This window comes from Parabacteroides sp. APC149_11_2_Y6, from assembly GCF_054506995.1.
On the sequence record NZ_CP173709.1, the window covers coordinates 3,612,970 to 3,639,065 of the forward strand.

The 26,096-nt window shown below is 39.3% G+C and carries 29 protein-coding genes and 1 tRNA gene; 15 read left to right on the forward strand and 15 right to left on the reverse strand.

Annotated features, from left to right (window positions below):
• Positions 1–44: 44 nt before the first annotated feature.
• The 6 genes from ACGE0T_RS15010 to ACGE0T_RS15035 form a co-directional block, all read right to left on the reverse strand.
• Entirely contained in the window at positions 45–1,670 is a 1,626-nt protein-coding gene (locus tag ACGE0T_RS15010) for an ABC transporter ATP-binding protein (protein ID WP_459187425.1), read from the reverse strand.
• The gene (locus tag ACGE0T_RS15015; RefSeq protein ID WP_459187426.1) at positions 1,670–2,767 is read right to left on the reverse strand and encodes a nucleotidyltransferase domain-containing protein; all 1,098 of its coding nucleotides are present in this window, start codon (positions 2,765–2,767) and stop codon (positions 1,670–1,672) included. Before ACGE0T_RS15015 ends, ACGE0T_RS15010 begins: the two co-directional genes overlap by 1 nt.
• 68 nt (positions 2,768–2,835) lie before the next feature.
• Positions 2,836–3,108 (reverse strand): PqqD family protein, encoded by a 273-nt coding sequence (locus tag ACGE0T_RS15020; protein WP_459187427.1) that lies wholly within the window; start codon positions 3,106–3,108, stop codon positions 2,836–2,838.
• Positions 3,105–3,536 (reverse strand): S24/S26 family peptidase, encoded by a 432-nt coding sequence (locus ACGE0T_RS15025; protein ID WP_459187428.1) that lies wholly within the window; start codon positions 3,534–3,536, stop codon positions 3,105–3,107. Before ACGE0T_RS15025 ends, ACGE0T_RS15020 begins: the two co-directional genes overlap by 4 nt.
• Positions 3,533–4,441 (reverse strand): hypothetical protein, encoded by a 909-nt coding sequence (locus ACGE0T_RS15030; protein WP_459187429.1) that lies wholly within the window; start codon positions 4,439–4,441, stop codon positions 3,533–3,535. The genes ACGE0T_RS15025 and ACGE0T_RS15030 overlap by 4 nt, the downstream gene beginning before the upstream one ends.
• A 5-nt stretch (positions 4,442–4,446) precedes the next feature.
• Positions 4,447–4,587 carry a hypothetical protein gene (locus ACGE0T_RS15035; RefSeq protein WP_459187430.1) on the reverse strand — a complete coding sequence of 47 codons (141 nt, stop codon included), beginning with the start codon at positions 4,585–4,587 and terminating at the stop codon, positions 4,447–4,449.
• A 216-nt stretch (positions 4,588–4,803) separates the two neighbouring features.
• Between ACGE0T_RS15035 and dnaG the strand changes: the two genes are divergently transcribed.
• From dnaG to ACGE0T_RS15050, 3 genes are read left to right on the forward strand one after another with little or no spacing between them, the layout of a single operon-like run.
• A complete protein-coding gene (gene dnaG, locus ACGE0T_RS15040; protein WP_459187431.1) occupies positions 4,804–6,912 on the forward strand; it encodes a DNA primase in 2,109 nt (702 codons plus the stop codon).
• Positions 6,913–6,928: 16 nt separating this feature from the next.
• A complete protein-coding gene (locus ACGE0T_RS15045) occupies positions 6,929–7,855 on the forward strand; it encodes an ABC transporter ATP-binding protein (protein ID WP_459187432.1) in 927 nt (308 codons plus the stop codon).
• Positions 7,852–9,171 (forward strand): ABC transporter permease, encoded by a 1,320-nt coding sequence (locus ACGE0T_RS15050; protein ID WP_459187433.1) that lies wholly within the window; start codon positions 7,852–7,854, stop codon positions 9,169–9,171. Before ACGE0T_RS15045 ends, ACGE0T_RS15050 begins: the two co-directional genes overlap by 4 nt.
• A 295-nt stretch (positions 9,172–9,466) precedes the next feature.
• On the opposite strand, the gene ACGE0T_RS15055 is transcribed toward ACGE0T_RS15050, so the two are convergent.
• The 3 genes from ACGE0T_RS15055 to ACGE0T_RS15065 form a co-directional block, all read right to left on the reverse strand.
• A complete protein-coding gene (locus ACGE0T_RS15055; RefSeq protein WP_459187434.1) occupies positions 9,467–10,402 on the reverse strand; it encodes an ISAon1 family transposase in 936 nt (311 codons plus the stop codon).
• 22 nt (positions 10,403–10,424) lie between these two features.
• Positions 10,425–10,790 (reverse strand): ISAon1 family transposase N-terminal region protein, encoded by a 366-nt coding sequence (locus ACGE0T_RS15060; protein WP_459187435.1) that lies wholly within the window; start codon positions 10,788–10,790, stop codon positions 10,425–10,427.
• 246 nt (positions 10,791–11,036) lie between these two features.
• Positions 11,037–11,107 (reverse strand) — tRNA-Gln (locus tag ACGE0T_RS15065).
• Between the two features lie 226 nt (positions 11,108–11,333).
• Between ACGE0T_RS15065 and rsfS the strand changes: the two genes are divergently transcribed.
• The 3 genes from rsfS to ACGE0T_RS15080 all read left to right on the forward strand — a co-directional run bounded on the left by rsfS (position 11,334) and on the right by ACGE0T_RS15080 (position 14,761).
• On the forward strand, positions 11,334–11,693 hold the full coding sequence (gene rsfS / locus ACGE0T_RS15070) for a ribosome silencing factor (protein ID WP_459187436.1): 360 nt from the start codon (positions 11,334–11,336) through the stop codon (positions 11,691–11,693).
• Positions 11,694–11,725: 32 nt separating this feature from the next.
• Positions 11,726–13,768, forward strand: coding sequence for an ATP-dependent zinc metalloprotease FtsH (gene ftsH, locus ACGE0T_RS15075; protein ID WP_459187437.1), 2,043 nt, complete (start codon positions 11,726–11,728; stop codon positions 13,766–13,768).
• Between the two features lie 168 nt (positions 13,769–13,936).
• Positions 13,937–14,761 carry a phosphatidate cytidylyltransferase gene (locus ACGE0T_RS15080; protein ID WP_459187438.1) on the forward strand — a complete coding sequence of 275 codons (825 nt, stop codon included), beginning with the start codon at positions 13,937–13,939 and terminating at the stop codon, positions 14,759–14,761.
• Here the strand turns inward: ACGE0T_RS15080 and porT are convergent.
• Entirely contained in the window at positions 14,748–15,413 is a 666-nt protein-coding gene (gene porT, locus ACGE0T_RS15085) for a type IX secretion/gliding motility protein PorT/SprT (RefSeq protein WP_459190483.1), read from the reverse strand. The genes ACGE0T_RS15080 and porT overlap by 14 nt on opposite strands.
• Before the next feature lie 198 nt (positions 15,414–15,611).
• Here porT and ACGE0T_RS15090 point away from each other — a divergent pair, with 198 nt between their 5' ends.
• Positions 15,612–15,779 carry a DUF362 domain-containing protein gene (locus ACGE0T_RS15090; protein ID WP_459187439.1) on the forward strand — a complete coding sequence of 56 codons (168 nt, stop codon included), beginning with the start codon at positions 15,612–15,614 and terminating at the stop codon, positions 15,777–15,779.
• 102 nt (positions 15,780–15,881) lie between these two features.
• On the opposite strand, the gene ACGE0T_RS15095 is transcribed toward ACGE0T_RS15090, so the two are convergent.
• A complete protein-coding gene (locus tag ACGE0T_RS15095) occupies positions 15,882–16,247 on the reverse strand; it encodes a DUF3276 family protein (RefSeq protein ID WP_459187440.1) in 366 nt (121 codons plus the stop codon).
• Between the two features lie 223 nt (positions 16,248–16,470).
• Here ACGE0T_RS15095 and nusB point away from each other — a divergent pair, with 223 nt between their 5' ends.
• The 5 genes from nusB (at position 16,471) to ACGE0T_RS15120 (ending at position 19,918) form a co-directional block, all read left to right on the forward strand.
• A complete protein-coding gene (gene nusB, locus ACGE0T_RS15100; RefSeq protein WP_459187441.1) occupies positions 16,471–17,397 on the forward strand; it encodes a transcription antitermination factor NusB in 927 nt (308 codons plus the stop codon).
• Positions 17,398–17,465: 68 nt separating this feature from the next.
• Entirely contained in the window at positions 17,466–17,780 is a 315-nt protein-coding gene (gene yajC, locus ACGE0T_RS15105) for a preprotein translocase subunit YajC (protein ID WP_459187442.1), read from the forward strand.
• A 12-nt stretch (positions 17,781–17,792) separates the two neighbouring features.
• Positions 17,793–18,800 carry a CdaR family protein gene (locus ACGE0T_RS15110; RefSeq protein WP_459187443.1) on the forward strand — a complete coding sequence of 336 codons (1,008 nt, stop codon included), beginning with the start codon at positions 17,793–17,795 and terminating at the stop codon, positions 18,798–18,800.
• Position 18,801: 1 nt separating this feature from the next.
• Positions 18,802–19,389: a dephospho-CoA kinase gene (gene coaE, locus ACGE0T_RS15115; protein ID WP_459187444.1), complete on the forward strand. Its 588-nt coding sequence runs from the start codon at positions 18,802–18,804 to the stop codon at positions 19,387–19,389.
• 85 nt (positions 19,390–19,474) lie between these two features.
• Positions 19,475–19,918 (forward strand): DUF5606 family protein, encoded by a 444-nt coding sequence (locus tag ACGE0T_RS15120; protein WP_459187445.1) that lies wholly within the window; start codon positions 19,475–19,477, stop codon positions 19,916–19,918.
• 85 nt (positions 19,919–20,003) lie between these two features.
• Here ACGE0T_RS15120 and ACGE0T_RS15125 read toward each other — a convergent pair whose 3' ends face one another.
• Positions 20,004–22,124 carry a S9 family peptidase gene (locus ACGE0T_RS15125; RefSeq protein ID WP_459187446.1) on the reverse strand — a complete coding sequence of 707 codons (2,121 nt, stop codon included), beginning with the start codon at positions 22,122–22,124 and terminating at the stop codon, positions 20,004–20,006.
• 86 nt (positions 22,125–22,210) lie between these two features.
• Here ACGE0T_RS15125 and ACGE0T_RS15130 point away from each other — a divergent pair, with 86 nt between their 5' ends.
• Complete coding sequence (locus ACGE0T_RS15130) at positions 22,211–22,699, forward strand: SPOR domain-containing protein (protein WP_459187447.1); 489 nt, start codon at positions 22,211–22,213, stop codon at positions 22,697–22,699.
• 92 nt (positions 22,700–22,791) lie between these two features.
• On the opposite strand, the gene ACGE0T_RS15135 is transcribed toward ACGE0T_RS15130, so the two are convergent.
• Entirely contained in the window at positions 22,792–22,968 is a 177-nt protein-coding gene (locus tag ACGE0T_RS15135) for a hypothetical protein (RefSeq protein WP_459187448.1), read from the reverse strand.
• A 112-nt stretch (positions 22,969–23,080) separates the two neighbouring features.
• On the opposite strand from ACGE0T_RS15135, the gene ACGE0T_RS15140 reads away from it, so the two are divergent.
• Positions 23,081–23,545 (forward strand): WbuC family cupin fold metalloprotein, encoded by a 465-nt coding sequence (locus ACGE0T_RS15140; RefSeq protein WP_459187449.1) that lies wholly within the window; start codon positions 23,081–23,083, stop codon positions 23,543–23,545.
• 94 nt (positions 23,546–23,639) lie between these two features.
• Positions 23,640–24,371, forward strand: coding sequence for a hypothetical protein (locus tag ACGE0T_RS15145; protein WP_459187450.1), 732 nt, complete (start codon positions 23,640–23,642; stop codon positions 24,369–24,371).
• A gap of 159 nt (positions 24,372–24,530) precedes the next feature.
• Here the strand turns inward: ACGE0T_RS15145 and ACGE0T_RS15150 are convergent, their stop codons facing one another.
• Entirely contained in the window at positions 24,531–25,181 is a 651-nt protein-coding gene (locus tag ACGE0T_RS15150; RefSeq protein ID WP_459187451.1) for an NAD(P)-dependent oxidoreductase, read from the reverse strand.
• A 51-nt stretch (positions 25,182–25,232) separates the two neighbouring features.
• Positions 25,233–26,051 (reverse strand): peptidylprolyl isomerase, encoded by an 819-nt coding sequence (locus ACGE0T_RS15155; RefSeq protein ID WP_459187452.1) that lies wholly within the window; start codon positions 26,049–26,051, stop codon positions 25,233–25,235.
• Positions 26,052–26,096: the final 45 nt, after the last annotated feature.

Below are 26,096 nucleotides of genomic sequence, written 5' to 3' on the forward strand. Positions count from 1 at the left end.
TGCAAAGATAGAATATTTATAGAAAATAGATAAAATTAAACGATTCAATATTCTTTATTCATTGTCAATATTTGGTCGCAATAAGCAAGTACTTCTTGCCTATGGGTGATAAACAGTAAAGTTTTTCCACGACTATAGGCATTAAATCTTTCCAATAAAATTTGTTCCGTTACATTATCCAAAGCAGAAGTAACCTCATCCAGCAAATAAACAGATCCTTTGGACAACAATGAACGGGCAATCGCAATTCGTTGGGCCTGGCCTTCCGACAAAGTACTGCCCTTTTCTCCACAAAGCGTATCTAATCCACCCGGTAAACCAAAAACAAAATCTGCAACAGCAATATGAAGTACTTCCTTTAATTGTTCATCATCTGCATCCGGATTTCCCAGTAATAAATTATCCCTGATAGTTCCACTCAACAAAGTATTACCTTGCGGGACATAAACAAAATTAGTACGAGTAGCAGATGATACGGAAACTACCTTCCCGATTTTATCATACAAATAAATATTCCCGTTATCCGGAATAATCAACCCCAATAACAGACGTATCAATGTTGTTTTTCCTGCACCCGTTTCTCCCAAAATAGCTGTACGGCTACCCGGATGAAAATCAAAACTAAATTCTTTTATTACTTTTCGTCCTTCAGAAGTATAAGCAAAAGAAATATCCTGTAACCGGATGCCAACCGGATTTTCTATCTCCACCTTGGATTCAATCGGTTCCTCTTCCTGATTTTCCAAATCCCGCAAACGTTCGACAGCAGTCGATGCAGAAATACAAATAGGCACAAGTGAGGCCAATTGTACGATAGGCCGCTGTACCTGAGCCACTAATTGCAAAAAAGCCGTCATCATTCCATAAGTTATTGTTCCCGAATAAAGTCCGGTTGCTCCCCATACAAAAGCAGTCAGATAACCACAGGCAAAACCTGCACTTATTAAAACTCTGGAATAAAGGGAATAATTCGTTTGCCGTACAACTTGTTTTCGCAACAATGCCTGTATATCCAATAATCGTCCGGTCTGAATAAATTCCATACCCAAAGTTTTGACGACTAATTTATTCTGTAAATTCTCTTGAATAAAAGACTGGACATTTCCCTCCGTAGAACGTACTTCATGGGTCAACCGCTTCATCTTTTTCACATACAATTTACTTATCAGCAAAAAAAATGGAACTATGCCTACCATCACACAGGCTAAATGGTGATTTAGCCTAAAAAGATAGAAGAAAGACGCACAAAACTGTACAGTAGTAATTATCAAGGATGGCAGAGACATTGAAACAAAATCACCAACATCTTTCACATCACGCTCTAACCGGTTCATTGTATCACCGGAATGAAAAACATCCCTCCCCACCCATTTCACAACTAACAAATGCCGGAACAAACGAAAACGAAGCTTATTTTGAAAATTTAGGGTTAAAAGCTTTTCCATGCGGGAACCTAAATTACCGGCTCCAATTTCAAATGCAATGGCTATAACCATCAGAAAAATGCCATTACCCAATTCACCATCCTGTATGCCTGTCGCAATATCGATAACTCTTTTACTAGCCCACACAAACGCCAGGGATGCAAAAATTTGCAATACACCGGTACTTATACGCAAAACCAACCGGCTACGTATCCCTATTGTATTATATAAAAGCCAGTTAATCATTACAATTTATCCTTCAATATAATACCTATTGACGTTTTTAATTTATACCCGAAAAAGTACCGCAATGACGAAACTGGAAAAATCCGGAACATTTTCCACAACCGTAGCAATACATATTTGAACGAAAACAATTTTCCACTCCAATACCCTTTAGGGCGGTCTAAAAGCTCTGAAGTATTATTCTTTCCAAAATTTCCATCTTTCAGAATAATTTCTACCACTCTTTTTGCTTTATCACTGTATTTATCTGTATAATAAGGCATCTCTTTCTCCGGAAGGCCCAGATAACGGACTGCTATATATCCAAACGTTTGCCATTCCATATCAAAACCAAGAACATCCGTAACAAAAGGACGATGCTTATGCAACAACATCACCCAATCACAAACCTGGCGTATGCCTACTCCGTTTAATACAAAATGGGTATAAAAATGCAGGAATAAAAAAACAGCATCAAAAGCAGCAGGGGGAACAGCTATATCCGATGTATGGATAACTGCCGTTTGGGAAAGACCGGGATACCATTCTTTCAAATGTTTATTAAAAGACCGAATTAATTTCCGTCCGAACAATACAGCAGGGATACGATGATTTTCCACGTCAACTCCCTGCCATTTAAAATGGCTGTGATATTCCGTTATTTCCCCTTCATAATCACTGATATCCAATTCATGTGCGATACGATTTGCCTTGTCAAAATCTTGAGTACCAACATAAATATCTATATCCCCGCACTGCCTATGCAAAGGAATAGGATAATTCTGGGCAACCCCTTGCCCTTTGAGCAAAACGGGATTTAACCCACGGCTTTTATATAGAGAGAAAAGAGAACAAAGCCTGTCATTTACTAACTCATTGGATTGCTCTATACGCACAACAAACGAATACCATTGCATTTTTAACTTAACATCCGGTTGGTATTCCACTGGTAGTTTGGACAGCCCATCGAAAGTAATGCCGGTAACAGTTTGTTGTTTAGCCAACCGGAATAAAGTATTCCAATCCGTATGTCCTACCGGAAACAAATACAGATCAAGATGCAAATCCGGATAGAGCCCAGCACGAAGCAAGGCAAAAAATTGTTCATATACTATCATACACAAAGAAGCTATTCCCCCGAACATTATAAAAAGTCGGAAGATGTTAAGGGTTAATCTATCTATTCTCAGTCTTTCGTTATAATCCCTGCCGCCAACCAGCGTTCAAGTAACTCTTCCGCATCTGCTAAAGCTACAGATATATCCACATCATAACGAGTTGTAAGCAAATCACAAAGCATCCCGGCATCAAATGATATTCCCTCTACAGCTTGCCATAACCAGGCAGAAGTTGCATTCATGCTAATTATACGGCTAAAATCAATATTGTCCTTACCGGTAGCAACCACCACATGTTCACCGGCTATATTTCTCAATTCAAATCCTTTAATCTGTTTCATCTGATTATTTTTAATAAGTAACGACGGATAGGCAAAAGTTTCACCCATAAAAATGAAGTTGTTTTCCATTTCCAATCGGAACAATAAATTGTTTTGTCCTTCTTTATAACAGCTTCTACTTTCCCTACCAAATTATCCATATTACAGTATTCCTTTCCTATAAGATTACCGTCTCCCATCAAGGTCAACCTATCTCCTTGAATTTGTATAATCCTGTGCAATACATAGTTTCCGGCATGTAAACGAGCCAATACCAGATCTCCTTGTTTCACGGCTACCGGAGGAATTAAAATCACCTTATCTTTTTCACCATGTAATAACGGACGCATACTATTCCCTTTCACACGAAAAGTAACCGATCCTCCGGCTTTTAAAAGATATGCCACTTCACCCAACAAAACATCATTCGACACACAAATCCGTTTCATCGGACAATCGTTTTATGGCAAAGCATCGCTGCCGCTTTATCCGCCCTGCAAAAAAGAGCATAGAAAGCTGTTTTTCCGATAATGGCTTCTACCGTTCCTAACACATTCTGTTGTATTTCTTCAACACAAGGCAAACAAGAAGCGGTTGGTAATAAGGCAGCCATTGCTTCAACCGGACGAAGCGGTTTTATTGAATTGTCCGTTCTTTGCCACAAACGGACAATTGCCTCCAAAGGAAAACTCTGATTCTTATAACAAGGGTTTTTTCCACTCCAGGGAGAACCAAAAACCCATACTTGTCCATCTATGATCCTTAAGATAGGATTATCATCATTCAACAGTTCCGTACCGACAAAATTATCCAACCATAAACGACTGTGTGTACTTTTCCCCGTACCGCTTTTCCCTAAAAAAATAAAACCCCGGTTCTCATACATAATAGCAGAAGCATGAACCAAAAGAGTCTGATAACGGGATGAAGTAAAGGCATAAAGCATCATTAAACAACTGGTCAGAGCATATTCCGAATAACGGGAAAAGGATGTAATAAACGCATTCGATTCCGTAAAATCCATGGAAGTCCGCAGTATAGCACACAATTCTTCATTCTTTTCATTACCTGGGACGAAACATTCAAAATGATATCCATCTTCATATCTACACACTTTTATTGTTCCATGGTCGCCGGAAAAGATTCCGATATGTTCCGTTATATGCAAATCCACATTCCTTAAATCCTCCAATTTCATTGAAACGGAGAATAATAAGCCGGAATTACTATCTTGGCTCAAGAATGGTTTATATGACAAAAACAAATTATCAGAAAAGTTATTTTCCCCTTCGAGTACAATTTTAAAAGAATGTCCGGCTACAGTATAGAGGTATTCCTTACTGTTTAACCCCATATCGGCTACCATTTTTCTCCTTCTTCAAAATCCGGAGTACATCCGTCGAAGATAGCCCTATCCAATTCTATCTCTATGGTTTCTACCGTCGGTTTTTCATTGAACCTGTTTTTTTTCACATCTTGGTCTTTTTCTTTTGTTTTCATAATACATTACTCTAAAAAACACAATACATAACGGATATACCGTCAATAGACAAAAACACTAACTCCTCTACAAAAATACTACTATTCCCCGATTAAACAAACAGCGTCTTTGATTTAACAGAAAACCACAAACTTGTATCGGTTCTTAAACTAAACCTTAGAGCCAGATTAGGAAAATAATACTACATTTGCCTCATTAATATAACAAGAGCCTGAATGATTGATCAACCTACCATAGACCGGATACTGGATGCAGCTAATATAGTAGATGTTGTTTCCGAATTCGTTACCCTGCGAAAACGAGGAGTAAACTATGTAGGACTATGTCCGTTCCATACAGACAAAACACCTTCTTTTTATGTTTCACCAGCGAAGAATATCTGTAAATGTTTTGCATGTGGAGAAGGTGGAACTGCTGTTCACTTTATAATGAAGCATGAACAGCTTACCTACTTCGATGCCCTGCGTTTCCTCGCAAAAAAATACAATATTGAAATACAGGAACGGGAACTTTCGGATAAGGAAAAACAAATTCGTAGTGATCGTGAAAGTATGCTGATTGTAAACAGTTGGGCACAAAAATATTTCACAACCCAACTTTACGAACACGCAGAAGGAAAAGCCGTAGGGCTCCGCTACTTTGCGGAACGAGGTTTCAGGGAAGACACTATCCGAAAATTTCAATTGGGATACAGCCTCGACAAACGGGATGCCCTGTATAAAGAAGCGATTAAAAACGGTTACAAGAAAGATTTCCTGGAAAAGACGGGATTAATTATCTCTTATGATAATGGTAACGTTAACGACCGTTTTCGCGGACGTGTTATCTTCCCTGTTCATACGCTTAGCGGAAAAGTTGTTGCTTTCGGCGGACGTATATTAAAAAAGGATGAAAAAACAGCCAAATATGTAAATTCTCCCGAAAGTGAAATATATCATAAAAGTAATGAACTATATGGTATATTTTTTGCCAAACAGGCAATAGTCAAAGCAGACCGGTGCTTCCTGGTTGAAGGATACACGGATGTTATTTCCATGCACCAGGCTGGTGTAGAAAATGTCGTCGCCTCATCCGGGACTGCTCTTACCCAAGGTCAAATCAGGCTGATACACCGTTTCACGAGTAATATAACAGTTCTTTATGACGGCGATGCTGCCGGTATCAAAGCCGCTTTACGAGGTATAGACCTGCTGCTGGAAGATGGTATGAATGTAAAAGTGGTTCTTCTGCCGGATGGTGAGGACCCGGACTCATTTGCCCGCAAGCATAATGCCAGCCAGTTCACAGAGTTCATTCAAAAGAATGAAGCGGACTTTATCCGTTTTAAAACCCGCCTGCTTCTGGATGATGCGGGAGATGACCCGGTAAAACGGTCGGCTCTGATAGCAGACATTATCCGTACTGTTGCTATCATACCGGATGATGTTACCCGTTCACTATATATACGGGAATGCAGCGGCATGATGGAAATTGACGAAAAATTGTTATTGAACGAAGTCAATAAAATTATCCTGAATAAAAAAGAAAAACAAGCACCTCCTGCATCTTCTGTTATTCCGTCAAACATATCCACCCCGAAATATCCGGAAATATCCGGGTACCAGCCTTATCTGGAGGATACTTATCAGGAACCGGATTACACAAATCTACCTGACAATAACATTCCGCCTCCTCCGCCGGAAGAATATCTGGTAGAAGAAGCAGGTCCTGTGCCTCCACCACCGATAGCTCCCATATCAACAAAACCGAAGCGTTCACCCTATGAAGTATACGAACTGATTTTGTTACGTTACATTGTACGTTATGGAGAACAGGTCTTGTTCCAATTTGTAGATGAAGAGACAAATGAAGAAGTTATCATCCGTGTAGCCGAATATATCCGTGAAGAGCTTGAAAGGGATGATTTAACTTTTTATACACCTTTATTTAGAAACATGATGGAGGAAGCTACCGAACATTGCAAGAATAAAGGTTTTGTTGCCAGCCGTTATTTCCTCGCCCATCCCGACCTGGCTGTCAGCCGCCTGACAGCCGAACTTATCAGTGAGAAATACCAGCTTAGCAAATATCACTCCAAATACAGGGAGTTGGAGCAGGAAGAAGATAAACTGGATCAGATCGTATTACGCGGAATATATGCATTCAAAGATGCTTATGTATCCCACCAAATAAAGGAACAAATGGGTCTACTGAAAGAGATGCAGAAAAATGAAGATGAAAACATGACTCGAATATTTGAAATAATGAAAAGACTGACTGAACTGAACGAAATAAAAAATGCGTTGAGCAAAGAACTGGGAGAAAGAATTATATTAAAAATGTAACGACAAATTTATACTTATGAACTTTTTAGAAACAGAAGATGTAGTCAAACAATACGCCAACCATCTTGCACTGAACAGAGTCAGTATCCAAGTTCCGGAAGGACAGATTTTCGGATTACTGGGACCCAATGGAGCCGGAAAAACCACATTGATCCGTATCATTAACCGCATTACTGCCCCCGATAGCGGTAAAGTCTATTTTAACGGGCACGAATCACAACCGGAAGACATTTTCCAGATTGGTTACCTGCCGGAAGAACGGGGACTGTACAAAAAGATGAAAGTCGGCGAACAAGCTATTTACCTGGCTCAATTGAAAGGCCTCTCATATGCCGATGCACGCAAACGCCTAACTATTTGGTTTGAAAAATTCGATATCATGCCTTGGTGGAACAAGAAACTGGAAGAACTGTCAAAAGGCATGCAACAAAAAATTCAATTTATTACAACCATTATCCATGAACCTAAACTACTCATTTTTGATGAACCGTTCAGTGGATTCGACCCTGTAAATGCAGAACTCCTGAAAAAAGAAATACTTGAATTGAAAGAAGCCGGTCATACAATTATATTTTCAACACACAACATGGCATCCGTAGAAGAGATTTGTGACAATATTGCTTTAATCAACCGCTCACAAGTCGTATTGTCAGGAAATGTCACAGAAGTCAGAAACCGTTTTAAAACGAATAATTTCATTATCCGGGCTCAAACTGAAACAAACAATATCCAACCTGTTTCCGAAATGTTTTCCATATTGGAGGAAAAAAATAAAGCCGGCGTCAGCGAATTAAGAATACATAAGGAAAAAAACATTTCTAATTCTTCTTTATTAGCCACATTAGCCGCACAAACCGAAATTATTTCTTTCGTTGAAGAAATTCCATCCATGAATGATATATTTATTAACACCGTATCCGGTACAAACGCTACACAAATATGAACAAGATAGGACTAATCATAAAAAGAGAGTATCTTCGCAGAGTAAGTAAAAAATCTTTCTTACTATTAACCCTTCTGACTCCATTTTTATTTGCCGCACTGGTTTTCGTCCCTTTATGGTTATCCACCATCAAAGGCAGCGATGCAAAACAAATTGCCATTTTCGATACAACGGGCAAATATGCTCCTCTATTTAAAAGTACGGAAGAATATAAGTTCATAACAGAAGAAAGCAAGAGCCTGGAAGATTATAAAAACAATCCGGATAAAGAAATTTTTGCCTTCCTGAACATCACCGATGATTTGTTGAAAACCCCAACAGCTGCGACTCTCTACTCTGACAAACAAATTCCTCTGGGATTAAAAAATACAATAGACAGAACTTTATCCGATTTCCTGAAAGATGAGAAACTGGCATCCTATAACATCGACAATCTCAAACAAATTATAGAGGAAAGCAAGATTGATTTTAATATCAAAACAATCAAATGGGATAACGATGGCAGTGAGAAAAGCACATCTGCAGAAGTGGCATCTGTTTTAGGCATGGTCCTTACTCTCATTATCTATATGTTCATCATTATGTATGGTAATATGGTGATGCAGGGTGTTATGGAAGAAAAAAACAATCGTATCATTGAAGTCATGATTTCATCCGTGAAACCATTCGATTTAATGATGGGAAAAATCATCGGCATCGGATTTGTAGGACTGACACAAATATTTATCTGGGGGATACTGACCTCCATTCTCATTGCCGGCAGTTTATTTTTCCTTGGAGGAAGCACCTCACCTGAAGATATTATGGCAGCCCAAATGGCTACACAAGGAATCGGAGATGCAGTTACGAATACTCCCGCCATAAACACAGGCATACAAGACATCATCAATTCTATCAATTTCGGAATGATAGGTAGTTCTTTTGTTCTCTACTTTATTGGAGGTTATTTATTATATGCGGCACTTTTCGCAGCTATCGGAAGTGCTTTGGAGCAGCAGGAAGATGCTTCACAATTCATGACACCCATAATGTTATTAATGGCATTCAGCCTTTACGCCGGTATCTACAGTATGAACAACCCGGATGGGCCGCTCGCATTCTGGTGTTCGATGATACCATTTACTTCACCCATTGTTATGATGGTACGTATGCCATTCGATATTCCCCTATGGGAAATAGTCCTGTCTTTCGTTTTACTGTTCGCTACAGCAATTTTAATTGTTTGGGTATCAGCTAAAATTTACCGTATCGGCATCCTTATGTATGGAAAAAAACCGAATATCAAAGAGATGCTGAAATGGATAAAGTATAAATAAGTGAACACCTTAAAATACAAACTCAAAAAAGCTCCTCTCGATATAAAAATACGATCAGGAGCTTTTTTTAATTCAACGGCATTTTTCACCAATTTCATACCGACAAAATATAGTTTTGACAATTATGAAAAATAATTTCAATAACTATCATTTTTAAATTCAACAACTATCATTTTTAATCTTAATATAAATCAAAAGTATATTTCATCGGGATGATTTCCGGAAAACATCGGGTCGATTAAAAAAAGAAAGGCATGAATAAGGGCTCATACTGAAATCCTGAGGGGATTAAATTTTAAGCATAAATATTAGCAAGCCTGAATAAGAAAAAAGTGACATCCCTCACCCCTCTGAGTTGTGCCCTGAAAGCTTTAATTTTAGCATTGAAGGATTCACTTGCAGCATTGGTTGATCGTCTTCTAAAAAAGGCAACAATATTTAAGTAATGTGCTTGTATAGTCCTGGCTACAGTTCCAAAAGAAAGAAAACCGGATCTGTCTACCTCGTCATACCAATGTGCCAGGCGTGTCAAGGCAATATCTGCCGATTTTACCTGGTGATATATCAAGCCCAGCCTCATGCTTAAGTAATAGGCTTTCTTAATATCGGGATATTCCCGGAAAAGAATCCTGGCCCTTTTTCTTTGGCTCTCAGACCAAAGTTCATCTTTCTTGAATAAAAGGTACCGGCTTCTTGCCAACAGTTGTTTGCGGCTGTCCCCATTCTCAAATGTTTCAGGGACAAAGGGCTGACCGGATGTTTTTGCATAGGTAAGCTCGACCATTTCTTTATCCAATGCCTCCCATCGTGCCTTTATACGCATTTCCTGTACAGCTTCAAAAGCGAGCTTCTGAACATGAAAACGGTCGATAACCTGTTTGGCGGCAGGAAAACAAACACGGGTTATCTGAGCCATATTGGGAGCCATGTCCAAGGTGATTTCACGAACCTGAAAACGCCTGCGACGGGAAAGTTTGAGCAATACTTGAGAAACCTTTTCTGCGGATGTACCTTTAACCATGGCGATGATGGTACCTTTTTTACCTTTCGCATCTTTGTTTATCAGGATTGTATACAACTCTCCTGAAGAAAGAGCTGTTTCGTCCAGCCCGACATAGGGCCCTATGTTTTTCTCGAAGAGAATCCACTCTTGGGCATGGGAACGCTGTTCCCAATTCTTAAAATGACTCAGATGATTTTTGTATTGCGACTCCAACTGTTTAGCATCCATCCCGTAATGATCCGCCAAAAGACTAATGCTTAGAGCTCGAGAGTCGATCCAATGCTTTTAAAAAAGACGCAAACTCTGTCGTTATTTGCGTTCCTTCTGCCACTAATTTCCAATTGCGGCTTACATATTTACCTGTACGGTGATTGAACCAGCGACGTTTCTTGATAAACAATAAACAAGTACGACCACGCATCGGATAATCGTGCATCCTGACTTGTTCATAAAAACCCTTGCTCTCTAATTTGTCTGTTGTATATTCCGTGGGATGTATATTCTTCTCTTCAAAGTATATTTCTACCTGATCTGGCTTTTCTTGGAAATCTGACAACTCAAAATAATCGAACATTCCATCTGGAAAGATAAAACGAAGAAATTCATCGTAACTCATTGCTTTTCTTTTTTTACTCAGGCTAAGATACGATTTATTATTTTAATCCCTCAGATTTTCGGTATGAGCATGAATAAGCCCTAAGAACATAACGTATAACAAAAAAGTCCGTCATTCTTCTGAATGACGGACTTTTTTGTTGTTCAACCAAGGCTCGAACTTGGACTAACAGGACCAGAATCTGTTGTGCTACCATTACACCATTGAACAATATTGTTTAATTAAAATCACTTATTTCTTTTTTTGTTGTTCAACCAGGGCTCGAACCTGGACTAACAGGACCAGAATCTGTTGTGCTACCATTACACCATTGAACAATTTAAAATAAGTTTACCAACCTCCTTGTTAGCGAGTGCAAAGGTATACACTTTTTCAAAACGTACAAACAATCTTTCAAAAAAAATTTGCAGGATAAACATTTTCCGGATGCCGTTGTTTTCAAAATAGCGATGATATACATATATTAATATCAAGAAATCATGCGCATAATAAATTTAAAAGTATATTTGCAACTTCATAGATTTTATTGAATATAAAAATTAGATGGATCAAACAGAAACTTTAGTAAAAACAATTATTGAAGGCCTTCAGGAAAAGAAAGGCAAGCATATTGTAACCGTAGATTTAACCCAACTCCCAGGTTCCATTTGCCAATATATGGTAATTTGTGAAGGGAATACCCCCACCCAGGTCGCTGCACTTTCTGACTCAGTATGGGATTTTGCCCGCAAAAATGCGGGAGAAAAGCCATTATCTACAGATGGTACACAACGTGCCGAATGGATAGGGATGGATTATGGCACGGTTCTTGTGCACATATTCGTACCGGAAAAACGTGAGTTCTATAATTTGGAATATCTTTGGTCCGATGCCAAAGTGACCCAAATACCGGATCTCGACTGACAACCGGTATTAACAGTAGAGAGCAATCAAGTATGGAAAATAAAAACGACATGTTTAATAAAACACCGAAGAATAACAAACAAAAGATATTCCGGTTTAATTTGTATTGGATGTATGGAATTATCTTTATGATGCTTGTTGCATTATATCTGACAAACGATTCTTCGACATCTAAAGAAATCGGCTGGACTGAATTTCAAAAACTTGCCCAGGAAAATGTGTTCGACAAAATGGTCGTATACAATAAAAAAAATCTGGTTGAAGCAGGTGTAAAAAGTGAATACAAAGGATTAGTATTCAAAAAAGACAGTACAACACTGGGAACCAACCCGAAGATTTTTGTCAAAATACCTTCGGCTGATAAATTTTCCGATTTTTATGATAAAGCGGTAGCCAATAATCACATTGATACCCAGGTTTCCTTTGAGGAAGGAGACGATGCGATCTGGAATTTTCTGGTATCGTTCGGTCCTATCCTGTTAATCATTGTTGTTTGGATATTCCTGATGAGAAGAATGTCCGGCGGTAGTGGCGGAGGTCCCGGCGGTGTATTCAGCGTAGGAAAAGCAAAAGCCCAATTATTTGATAAAGATAACGACCGGAAAGTTACATTCAAAGATGTTGCCGGGCTCTCCGAAGCCAAGCAGGAAGTGGAAGAAATTGTCGCTTTCCTTAAAAGCCCGGAAAAATACACCGAACTTGGAGGTAAAATTCCTAAAGGCGCCCTGCTTGTAGGTCCTCCGGGAACAGGTAAAACGTTATTGGCAAAAGCCGTGGCAGGAGAAGCAAACGTTCCATTCTTCTCTTTATCCGGTTCCGATTTTGTCGAAATGTTCGTCGGCGTAGGAGCTTCACGTGTTCGTGACCTGTTCCGGCAGGCAAAGGAAAAAGCACCTTGTATTGTATTTATCGATGAAATCGATGCTGTAGGTCGTGCTCGCGGCAAAAACGTTAACATGAACAGTAATGATGAACGGGAAAACACATTGAACCAGCTACTTACGGAAATGGACGGTTTCGGTTCAAACAGTGGCGTCATCATCCTCGCTGCAACCAACCGCGCAGATATTCTGGACAAGGCACTGTTACGTGCCGGACGTTTCGACCGTCAGATACATGTGGAATTGCCCGACCTGAACGAACGAAAAGAGATATTCGGCGTGCACCTTCGCCCTATTAAAATAGACGAAAGCGTTGATGCTGAATTTCTGGCACGCCAGACTCCGGGTTTTTCAGGAGCTGATATAGCAAATGTTTGTAACGAAGCCGCATTGATTGCCGCCCGAAACGGAAAGAAGTTCGTACAAAAAGAAGATTTCATGAATGCGGTAGACCGTATCGTCGGAGGTCTTGAAAAACGAACCAAAATAACAACAGCCGATGAACGCAACTGCATTGCCAACCATGAAGCCGGACATGCAACATTAAGTTGGTTGCTTGAACATGCAAATCCACTGGTTAAAGTTACAATTGTCCCCAGAGGAAAAGCATTGGGGGCTGCCTGGTATCTGCCGGAAGAAAGACAGATTACCACTCGCGAACAATTATTGGACGAAATGTGCGCAACATTAGGCGGACGTGCCGCTGAAGAACTGGTTTTAGGTAAAATATCAACCGGAGCATCCAATGACTTGGAACGTGTAACCAAGCAGGCGTATGCTATGGTTGTTTACTTCGGCATGAGCGAAAGTCTGCCTAACCTGAATTATTACGATTCAAGCGGTCAGGACTGGGGTTTCACGAAGCCTTACAGCGAAGAGACCGCCCGCCTGATTGACCGGGAAGTGCAACACATTGTAAACGAACAGTACGAACGTGCCAAACGGATTTTGAAAGAACATGCAGCAGGGCACAGCCAGCTTGCCAAGGTCTTGCTTGAACGTGAAGTTATTTATTCGGAAGATGTCGAACACATCTTTGGTAAACGTGCCTGGATTTCCCGTTCCGAAGAGATTCTGAGCCTTCAAGAAAAAGCGAACCATTCAAAATCAGAAGCTCATTCAGAAAATGAGGAAAACACAGGTGATACTTCTGTCGAAACAAAAGATGACAGTAAGACAGAAAATGCTGAATAAATCATATCACTTAAAATTCATAAAGAAAGAGGTTGCCCTACAAAGAGTAACCTCTTTTTCCATCCGAGGCCTAAGCAAACAATAGGGCTTTTTGAATACATAGCACATAATATATCAATTTATTAACTATATTTGCAGCCAGATAAATCAATAAAAAATAGCACAACGTTGAAAAATTTAATTATACGGGCATTGACCGGTATTATATTTGTTGCGGTACTTACAGGTGCCATATGTTTCCATTCATATTCTTTTCTTGCATTATTCAGCATCATAACAGGACTTACCATCTGGGAGTTTTGCGGATTAATGAAACACTATGAAAATGCCACATTACAACGAGCCATTAATGTAATCGGAGGAATTTATCTTTTCATAGCCACATTTACATATGCAAACGGATTGACCGACGGAAAAATATTCCTGCCTTATTTGTTATTCATCCTGTTCACTATAATTGCAGAACTTTACTATAAAGCACCCAATCCCATCAATAACTGGGCATTTACCCTATTTGCCCAAGTATATTGTGCCGGTTCTTTTTCCATGTTGAATTTTATCAGCGCTGTTCCCGGCACAATGGCATATACTCCACTCTTTGTCATGGCAATATTTATCTTTGTCTGGTTGGACGACACCGGAGCTTATCTTGTCGGCTCTATGATTGGAAAAAGAAAATTATTTGAACGGATTTCTCCTAAAAAGTCATGGGAAGGATTCTTCGGAGGATTAACATTCGCCTTGGCTTCATCACTGGTATTCGCTTATTATTTCCCGGAAATAAGCCATTGCCAATGGTTAGGATTAGCTGCCATCGTTGTATTGTTCGGCACTTGGGGAGACTTAGCAGAGTCCCTCCTAAAACGCACCTTGGGAGTTAAAGACTCCGGAAACATATTGCCAGGACATGGAGGTATGCTGGACCGGTTCGACAGTGTAATGATTGCCGTTCCCGCCTGCTATATTTATATAGAACTTTTCATTCGAAATTAAACGTAAAAGTTATCATCCGGGAAGTTGCTTTGGATAAGGCATTGGTATATTTAATCCGTTCCTTATCTGTTTGTAGGCCTTCTTTTCTTATAAGCAAATCCGCAAACCCTATATTCAATTTTATCTCAGGGCATAATTTGAAAAAGGGAAGATAAACATCACATCCAAACCCCAGCTCTATTCCCCAATCCATCTTAGCCAGCAAAATAATATCTTCCTCTTTCCGCCCTATATCAAAAGCACCATAAATTCCCCCGGTCAAATAAGGACGATAATTTTTTATCCTGAAAGCATTATACTTAATATTTAACGGAAAAGATAAATAATTGGAACGGATGGTTGTAGTAAAAACTTTATTTCCTTCTTCCCTACAAACAAAAGAAATATTTTTACTCCCAAAGTGAAGTGTAGGTATAAAACGCAGGTTGAAAGAAGGATTTAAATACATATCACTAACCAAACCGACACTAAAGCCCGGAGAATAAAAAGAAACTTCTGCAAACCAGATTTCCCCGTCTGTTGCGCCCCCTGTATTGGTCAATACCAAATCTTGCATATGGCATCCTATATGAAATCCCAAATGAAAATACCGGTAGTCCACATAGGGCAAATTCTTATGATTACTTCTTTGTGCAGTAACATATAACGGCACAATCAATAAAAAACAATAGAGAATAAATGTAAAACGTTTCAAGCTATTTTCCTTTTTTCCATAGTAAACGATAAAGCCCCGTATGTATTGTAAAAAATCCCGCTTTTTGCAGAAAATAAAAGGAGAGATATTTTTTTAATGCGAAGAAAACCCTATTTTTGCACAAACTAATAGTTATCAATTTAAACGTTAATAAAAATGGCTTACGTAATTAGTGACGATTGTATCGCTTGCGGTACTTGTATTGACGAATGTCCGGTAGGAGCAATTTCAGAAGGTGACAAATACAGTATTGACCCTGAAATGTGTACAGATTGCGGAACTTGTGCAGACGCTTGTCCGACAGAAGCAATCCACCCGCTGTAACCGCAACAAAAAATAGGCCCCTCCTTTTAAAAGAGGACACCTATAAAAATAACGGGCTGTTTCAATATTGAAGCAGCCCGTTATTCTTTTAATGTTATAAGACTAAAAATTAATGTCCAACTTTATCTCACCCGAACTATCTTCCGGGGATTCATCTGTTTCAGGAAGATTATCAGATATGTCATTTTTTAAATTACATTCCTTGATATAATTAATCACTTCACTCATCCCTTCCATAAACTTTTCAAAGTCCTCCTTATACAGGAAAATCTTATGCTTTTCAAAAGAAACCGGCATCCCGTTCTTAGACTGTACCTTTTTGCTTTCGGTAATAGCTAAAAACAGATCGTCTTTAAGATTCCTTTTAACATCCAGATAATAAATCCTTTTACCTGCTTTAATGGCTTTTGAGTACAATATCTCTTTATCACCACCTTCAACCTGCGTTTTCTTCACCGATTCTTCCATTATAGCAAATTTTCTTAAAATCCAACCCTGTTATCATAACTTGCATCAAATATGTGCATTTTTTTTTAAATAACAATAACGTACACACAGTAAAATACAACAAATAGAGAAAAATATTATAAAAGAATAACTAACACATATAAATTTAATCAAAGCCAAAGCGTTTTACAAAAAGAATAACTACCTTTGCAGCCAAATTTATAACAAGTAGTTCCTTCAAACGATGATCAACCGAATTTTAATCCGCATTAAAGTTTTACAGATAGTATATTCTTACTATCAAAATGGAAACAACGACCTCAAAGTTGCGGAAAATGAATTGCTTTTCAGTCTCAGGAAGTCGTATGACTTATATCACTATTTTCTTCTCCTTATTGTCGACATCACAAACTTGCAAAAACGCACACTTGATGCCAAAAAGAACAAGTATATGCCGACAAGTGCCGAATTAAATCCGAACACACGTCTGATCGAAAACCGTTTTGCTGCCCAGGTAGAACAAAACGAAGCCTTACAGAAATATGTATCGGAACAAGGTCTTTCCTGGGACAATGACGAAGATTTCCTAAAAACGGTACTGGACCTGATTTTATCTTCAGAATTGTATGACGAATACCTGAACAATCCGAATGATTCCTACGAAACAGACAAAGAGTTCTGGCGGTCTGTATTCAAGAAGTTGATTTGTGGAAATGAAGCAATCGACGATTACCTGCAAAATAAAAGTATCTATTGGAATGATGATATTTCTATCGTTGAAACATTTGTGCTGAAAAGCATTAAACAGTTTCACGAAGAAGAGGGAGCTAAATTTAAGCTGCTTCCGATGTTCAAAGACCTGGAAGACCAGTCGTTTGCCATCAAGCTATTCCGCCAGACCCTTTTAAAAGGAGTGGATTACCGCGAACGCATCAGCAAACACATGAAAAACTGGGAAGCAGAACGTATTGCCAATATGGACCTGATTATTATGCAAGTCGCACTGGCTGAAATTATGACATTCCCCAGCATTCCTGTCAGCGTTACATTAAACGAATTTATTGATATTGCCAAATATTACAGTACACCTAAAAGCGGTACGTTTATTAATGGTATTTTGGATTCTGTTGTCAACGAGTTAAAAAAAGAAAAGTTATTGCTCAAAGATTAATTATTATACTTACATTTGTGCTAGTATCAATGAGGTATTAACTTATTAATGATTATAATTATAGTAGTATGAGCTTACTTAGTATTCTACTCCAGGCTGCTGCAGGAGGTCAACAATGGTCAGGTATTCTGATGATGGTTGTTATTGTTGCGATTTTTTATTTTTTCATGATTCGCCCGCAGCAAAAGAAGCAAAAAGAAATTCAGAAAGCCCGCGAAGCTTTAAAAACGGGTGATAAAGTTATCACTTCCGGAGGTATCTACGGTAAAATTAAAGAAATCGGAGATACATATATGTTAATTGAAATTTCTGACGGCGTACGTATCCGCGTAGATAAAACTTCAGTTTTTGCTTCTGCGGAAGACGTTCAACCACAAAAGTAAATAACAAAATCAATGTCACGGCTTGGACAAATAAAAGAAACATTCAAGACCGTCCGGATGGAGATTAAGGCTTTTCTACACCGCCAGAAATGGAAAGAAGCCTTAATCTTCTTTTGTTTTGTACTATTATCATTGGGCTTTTGGTTATTGCAAAGCCTGCAACAGGAGTATGAAATAGAGATTGATATCCCGGTCAAATATAAGAATGTCCCTCCTGATATTTCTTTTACGGAAACACCCCCTGAAATAATTAAGGTGAAAGTAAAAGATAAGGGTAGTGTATTGCTAAATTACACTTTCGGACGTTCATTTGCCCCGATTGAAGCAGACATAAAAGACAAAGCGACAAAAAGCGGAAGTCTTCTTATCGGGAAAAAGGATATTGAAAGCGATATAAAGAAACAGCTCATTGCTACAACTTCCCTGGTAGGATTTGAACCTCAGAATATAGAAGTGTCCTATAGCAAACGGATAAAAAAAGAAATCCCGGTTGTTTTTAACGGTACTATCCAAACGGATGCTGGCTTCAAGGTCTCAGGAGATATTACAGTTACCCCAAGTAGCATAAGCGTATATGCCAGCGATATTGTACTCGATACCTTGAAAGAGGTACGAACCGTATTTATTGCAATAAAAGGGGGCACTAAAACCATTTCAAAAAACCTTCAATTGGAAAAGATCGATGGTACAAGTTTTGAGCCGTCCAATGTCACCATTCGTATCCCGATTGAAGAATACACGGAAAAAAGATTGGAAATCCCGGTTGTTTGTACCGATTTACCTCCTCATTATACAATACGGACTTTCCCTTCGATTGCAAAAATCAGTTGCTATGTACCTCTTTCACGTTTCAAAGAGTTATCTACTGATGATTTTGCCGTGGAAATTCCATTCGGAGATTTATCCCAAAGCGCATCCGGCAAATTTGCCGTAAAGTTGACAAAGAAACCGGACTGGGTAGATGAAATAACGATTATCCCCGATTCGATCGAATTTATCTTAGAGCAAGTACAACACTAAAATGATTAAAATAGGAATTACCGGAGGTATCGGAAGCGGTAAATCCGTTGTCGCCTCTTTATTGGCCTTAAATGGAGTACCAGTGTACATCGCTGACACGGAAAGCAAACTTCTGACTGTTCATTCACCTATAATCCGCAAAGGGCTTACAGACTTGTTCGGTATAGAAATATATACGGAAGAGGGACTGAACAAACCTTTATTAGCTTCTCATATTTTTAGTGACCAGGAAAAATTAAAACAGGTAAACGGCATTATCCATCCTGAAGTAAACCGCCACTTCCAGGAATGGGCGAAACAGCAACAGGCTGACATATGTGCTATAGAGTCTGCTATTTTATTTGAATCCGGTTTTGACCGGATAGTAGATGCAACCCTTATGGTTTATGCCCCCTTGGAAACACGTATCCACCGGGCACTGGAACGAGATACGGTTTCACGCGAAGCAATCATAAGCCGCATCAATAGCCAGATGCCTGATGAAATAAAAAAAGAAAAATGCGATTATATCATCTATAATGACGACAAGCATGCATTACTCCCGCAAGTCACAGAATTTATCCGCCAACTAAGGAAAAAAGATAATTAGGATTTCTACCTATATGCTTTTCTACTAAAGAAATTTATGTACATTTGCAGCCTACAAGTTTAACTCTATAGAAATACGAAGTATTATGTTGAAGACGATTTTGTCTATCTCGGGAAAGCCGGGATTGTTTAAATTGGTTTCCCATGGGAAAAACATGCTGATTGTTGAGTCGTTGGCTGATAACAAGAGAGTTCCTGCATACGCAAAAGATAAAGTAATCTCATTAGGAGATATCGCCATTTACACTGACGAAGCAGAAGTTCCTTTACACGAAGTATTAACCAGCATTAAAAATAAGGAGAATGAAGGAAAAGCATCCATCGATTCATCTGCAAAACCGGATGAATTACGTGCTTACCTGGCAGAAGTGCTTCCGAACTTCGACCGCGAACGCGTATATCCGAGCGACATTAAAAAATTAATTAGCTGGTACAACCTGTTAATCGCAGCCGGTATTACAGATTTCACACCTGAAGAACCGGCTCAGGAAACAGAAGCTGGCGAAGCGACTTCCGAAGCTGCTGAATAATTTACAAGCATATAAAAAAAACAGGGATTAAAAGATTGAATCTTTTAATCCCTGTTTTTTTGTCTTTACTAATTAATCCAGGCTCTTACTTTTTCACCCACATATCCAACCATTCGAAGAATGTACGTTGCCACAGGACACCATTCTGGGGTTTCAGCACCCAATGGTTCTCATCCGGATAAATCAATAATTCGGCCGGAACACCACGAAGAACCGCAGCATTGAAAGCAGCCATTCCCTGATTAGCCAGAATACGGTAATCCTTTTCACCATGTATACAAAGAATCGGGGTATCCCACTTATCTACGAATTTATGAGGAGAATTGGCAAATGTACGTTGTGCAGTCGCATTCTGTTTTTCCCAGTAAGCGCCACCCATATCCCAGTTGGCAAACCACATTTCTTCCGTTTCCAGATACTGCATTTCCATATTGAAGATACCATCATGGGCTATAAAGGCTTTAAAGCGCTTGTTGTGATGTCCCGCTAACCAATATACAGAGAAACCTCCGAAGCTTGCGCCGACACATCCTAAGCGATCCTTATCTACAAAAGGTTCTTTGGCCATTTCGTCAATAGCAGTAAAATAGTCCTTCATACACTGACCGCCATAATCGCCACTAATCTGCTCGTTCCATTCTAAACCAAAACCGGGAAGGCCCCTACGGTTCGGAGCTACCACGATATAATCATTGGCAGCCATAATCTGCATATTCCAACGATAAGACCAGAACTGGCTTACCGGGCTTTGAGGTCCGCCTTCACAGAACAACAATGTCGGATATTTTTTATTCGGATCAAAATGAGGAGGATAAATCACCCAGGTAAGCATCTGTTTGCCATCTGTCGTTTTCATCCAGCGTCCCTCTACTTTGCCCATATCCAACTGATCGTAAATCTGCTTGTTCTCGAAAGTTAACTGGGCAATCTTATTATTATCATTCAAGTCTATCGAATAGATCTCGTCTCCCATACTCAACGAATGACGCTGGGCTATCAGTTTATTATCACCCAAAAGAGCAACAGAAGAATAATCATACATACCGGATGTCAGAGGCTGAACTTTATTTCCGGCATTCACATCGACCTTATAAACCTGGAACTCACCATGCCATACACCCGTAAAGTAAATATCTTTAGAATCCGCACCCCAACAATAGCTATCTACATTGGAATCAAATTCTTTACTCACAAACGTTTTTTCACCTGTTTCCAGATTCATAACCATCAGGCGGTTCTGGTCTGCCTCATAGCCATCACGCTCCATACTCAACCAGGCTACACATTTACCGTCCGGTGAATATTTAGGATTGGTATCATATCCCATATTCCCTTCTGTTATGTTTTCTGTCTGTTTGGTATTCAGGTCATATACATAGATGTCCGAGTTTGTGGAGATGGCATAGTCTTTGCCTGTCTTTTTACGGGATGTATAGGCAACTTTATCAGAAGTCGTATTCCAGGCAAGTTGTTCGATTCCACCAAAAGGCTTCATTGGCGATTCGAAAGGCTCACCTTCCATAATATCTACCGGGGAAGATATTTTCTTTCCGTCAAAATCAGCAATAAAAGGATGCGGAGCCGTTGTCACCCACTCGTCCCAATGTTTGTACATCAGGTCTGTGACAATAATGCCAGTAGCCTTATCCAAATCCGGGTATTTGTCAGCAGTACTTTTCACAGTTTTCACCTGTGATATAAATAATACCTTTTTTTCATCCGGCGAAAAAGCAAAACCTTCTATATTCCCGTCATAATCCGAAAGTTGCTTACGCTCACTCCCGTCCGGGTTCATCTCCCAAAGCTGGCTGCTTCCACTTTCGTTACAAAGGAAAGCTATTTTTTTCCCTCCTTTTATCCAAACAGCTTCATTTTCGGAATACCCGGTTTTCGTAATCTGCTTGTTGTCCGTTCCGTCCGCATTCATCACAAAGACTTCACGATTGCTCTTGTTTTCCGGTATGCTGTAATATGCCACCGTATACACCACTTTCTTCCCATCGGGCGATACATTCATGCCACCGATTCGTCCCATTGCCCAGAGAACTTCCGGGGTCATACGGCCTTCTTTCACTTGAATGTCCGAACGTCCGATAATGTCACCATTGCCAGTGGCATTTGCATTTTGTTTCACATCCGTTTTCAAGCTGCAAGCTCCTAATAATACAGATGTTGCCATAACCATTACTCCGACTGTTTTATTCATGTAATTTATATTATATTGTGTTTTGGGTACGAAATTAGTAAATATAATTTATATCTTTGCACTACTAAATTTAAGAACTGAACAGTATGAACAAGATTTGGTTATTTGGAGCCTCTCTGTGTATGATTTTAGCATTAGGCTCATGTAAACCTAAACAGAGCGCTTATAAAGCTGCCTACGAACAGGCAAAAGAAAAAGAAACGACAGCTCCTGTTGAGGTAATTGAAGAACAAGAAACTGTTGAAGAAGTTGCTCCGGTTTCAAAACCCAGAGTATCAAGTGTTACCACACGTACGGAAAAGATCAATGCAGCACAAGGTGAAGATGCAAGCAGATTGAAACGCTTCAGCGTAGTAGTTGGAAGTTTCAAGAATAAAACGAATGCTTATTCCCTGAAAGAACGTATGCAAAACGACGGTTATAATGCTGTTTTAGGTGAAAACGAACAAGGTATGTTGCGTGTAATCGTTGCCAGCTTCGATAATAAAGCGGATGCTGCAGAAAGCCGTAACGCTATCAAAGCTAAATATGCTCCTAACTTCCAGGATGCCTGGATTTTGGAACGTCAGTATTAATACCGGCTGCCAAACAGAGGTTTACAATCAAATACACAATAAATACCAAAAGGGGTTGCTTCACAAGCAGCCCCTTTTTAGTTTGATTCAGTTTATCCTCTGCTATCCATACTGTTTTTATCCGGATTTATCTCTTTTACGGCATCTTCTACCTCTTTGTCTGTTATCGGCATTACTACCGAAACTTGTTGTACCGGATATTTCTCTTTTTCCCGTTCTTCTGCTTTAGACTCTGCATTTTCAGGAATTCGGGTCTGATCTTTATTCATAGGCGTTTTTTATTGATGTTTCTTTATTATCCAACAAAGGATTAAAGAGGAAGGTTCATAGGGCTTTCTGCATTATTTTGTACATTTGCGTTTTACTTAATCCATCATCCACATGCAAATCATTAATGAACAACTATTAAACGAAACAACGGAACGTGCCAAACAATCCCCACGGCTCCGTATGAATTATAACTTCCATGAAAAACTGGATGACCCGGTCAACCGTCTGATTAATGCAATGGAACCCGGAACTTATCTACGTCCTCACCGCCATCTCGATCCGGATAAAGACGAAATATTTTTATTATTACGTGGAAAAGTGATCGTTTTTCTTTTTGATACGGATGGAAACGTTACTGAAAAACTAATTCTGGACCCCAAAGCAGGAACATACGGCGCAGAAATAAAAGCAGGGGTATGGCACGGACTGTTAGTTCTGGAATCGGGGTCTGTAGTATACGAAATCAAGCAGGGTCCGTTTGCTCCGCTATCTCCCGAAAACTTTGCTCCATGGAGTCCGGCAGCAGAAGATACGGAAGGATGCCGCGCGTATATGGAATGGTTGGCTAAACAATAAGCAATCTATCAAATAAGGTTATAAGTAAAGACTGAAAGAACCTTACTGAGAGCAGGAGCCACAAGTTGATCGCGAATTAAAATGACAAATAATTATGAAAACAACAAATTTATCCAGAATACTATCGTTCCTCTGTTTCATAATCGGTTTTGTGTGCTGCAACAATAAAGACGATAATTCCAGAGGTTTTATGCAAGAAGCTACAATTATAGGTGATTCTACAAATGGTTACTACTGTTATATGGACGGTGGAGGATTGGCGATTTCTTATGACAGGCGCCTTGAAGGTATAGAAAGGGGATACTTCTCTTTCAATTACATGGAAGATGACTGGACTACTGCCGGTGATATAATCTATATCAATAATGCCCGTGTTTACCCTTATTCAATCTATGATGTGATTCATCCAATCAGCATAGAAGAAGCAGAGAGCAAACATATCACCGACAAAGATAGCTGCTTGGTTCCTCCACTATTCTCGTTAGATTATGGGTATCGTGGTTATTTAGATTTAAATACAGGATTATCGACTGTAAATTCGGCGAATGGGGAAAAAATTCCGGCAAAGCTCAATATGGTATATAATCCGGCAAAACAAACTACAGACACTTTGTTCTTACAATTCTGTTATAACCCGAGTATACCAGATAATTTAACGAATACAAATGTTGATTACGGTTCTGTCTCATGCGACATTTCTTCTTTAGCTACCCTTAAACAGTGGGGCGATTCGGTTACTATCGTTATAGAAGCAGGAGATAAAAACAGGTATTTGACTAAAATCAGTAAAAATGATTTTTTTAAGCCGGAAATAAAAGTAAAGTAATAAATTAAAAGTATAATATGGCTTGTGTTATAGAAATAATTTTATTTACATTTTTGCGGATATCTACCTTTTCGTTCCGTACAAACTAAGTCATTTCCAAATTAACAATGCGTCAAAAGTATAGATTAATAAATATACTTTTGACGCATTTCTATAGATTCAATATCCTAACGTAAAACGTTCCCGATGATGTTTTTCCTGTTCCAACTCATCAATCATTGCAACGGCAAAGTCTTCTACGGAAATATTACTTTCCCCCTTTTCATCAACCACTAAAGAGTCTTTTCCCAAACGGAATTTTCCGGTACGTTCACCGGGGGCCATATTAGCCGCCGGACTTAGAAATACCCAATCAATAGTCTTTTCCGGAAGAAGATAATCCATATAAACTTTTGCCAGACTCCGGATTCCCGGTAATAAATGTTTAGGGACATCCTCCTCATCCATCAATAATTTACCCGGTGCAACCTCCAGGCTACCGGCACCTCCTACCATAAGCATACGGGGAATCCCCGATTTACGCACGGCTTTCAGGATGGCTGTATATCCATCTAATGTTTCCTGATATATATCCGGATTTTTCCAACCGGGATTAAAAGCACTGATCAAAGCATCTTCCTCTTTTAATTGGGCAGACAAAAAATCGACATCCGTAGCATCTCCTTCCACCACCATCAGTTTCGGATTATCGATGGTCAATTTTGCAGCATTCCGGACAATTGCTTTAACTTCATGCCCTCTGTTCAAAGCTTCTTTTAATAGGGCCGACCCTACATAACCAGAAGCACCAATAAGAACTATTTTCTTCATAACTCCATTATTTATGTTATATCATAATAACAAAGTCATGCATGCTTTTGATTACTTTTGAAAGACCTTTGTTCCTTTTATTATCACATCATTCAACGGACGGTCATTTTTGTCTGTTTTCACAAGAGACATTTTTTCGACTATGTCAAATCCTTCCGTCACTTCCCCGAAGATGGTAACCGAACCGTCCAAATGGGGAACACCCCCGATTGTCTTATAAATTTCCCGGCGGTCGGCTGGTATCGTATAATAGCCTAATACATCCAATGTATCCTCTACCATGACTAAAGTACGATTTTCGAGTTCCGTTTTCATCGAATCGGCAGCCAACACCGGATTTTCCTTTATCAGGCGATTTTGAAATTTATAAAACAACCAGTTACGGCGTATTTCATTAATACGGGCTTCTTTTTCCTCCAACTCTTTATCCGTAAGTTTCTTTCCCTGGACAAAACAAAATTGAGTACCGGCAGAAAGACGTTCCCAATTTGCACTATCCGGTTCTTTGGCATCAATCAAAGCACCTCGCTTGTTAAAATGATTTGGAAGAATCTCTGCAGGGACCGTATATCCCCCGTCTCCATCCCCATATAATGCACCCGGTTCGCGTTTCTTACTTTCCGGGTCACCGCCCTGTACTACAAAATCTTTTATAATGCGATGGAAAAGCATCCCTTTGTATTCGCCGGAACGGCATAATTTAATGAAGTTATCACGGTGGAGCGGCGTATCGTCATACAACATAACCGTTACATTCCCCATGGAAGTTTCTACTGTTACATACACAGGTTTGGATGGATCCAATGGTTTCTCCTTACAAGCAGGCAAAATCAACAATCCTAAAAAAAGAGATAGTAATAGCTTTTTCATATCATACATAACTTTTAAATAAGAATACAAAGATACCTTATTCTA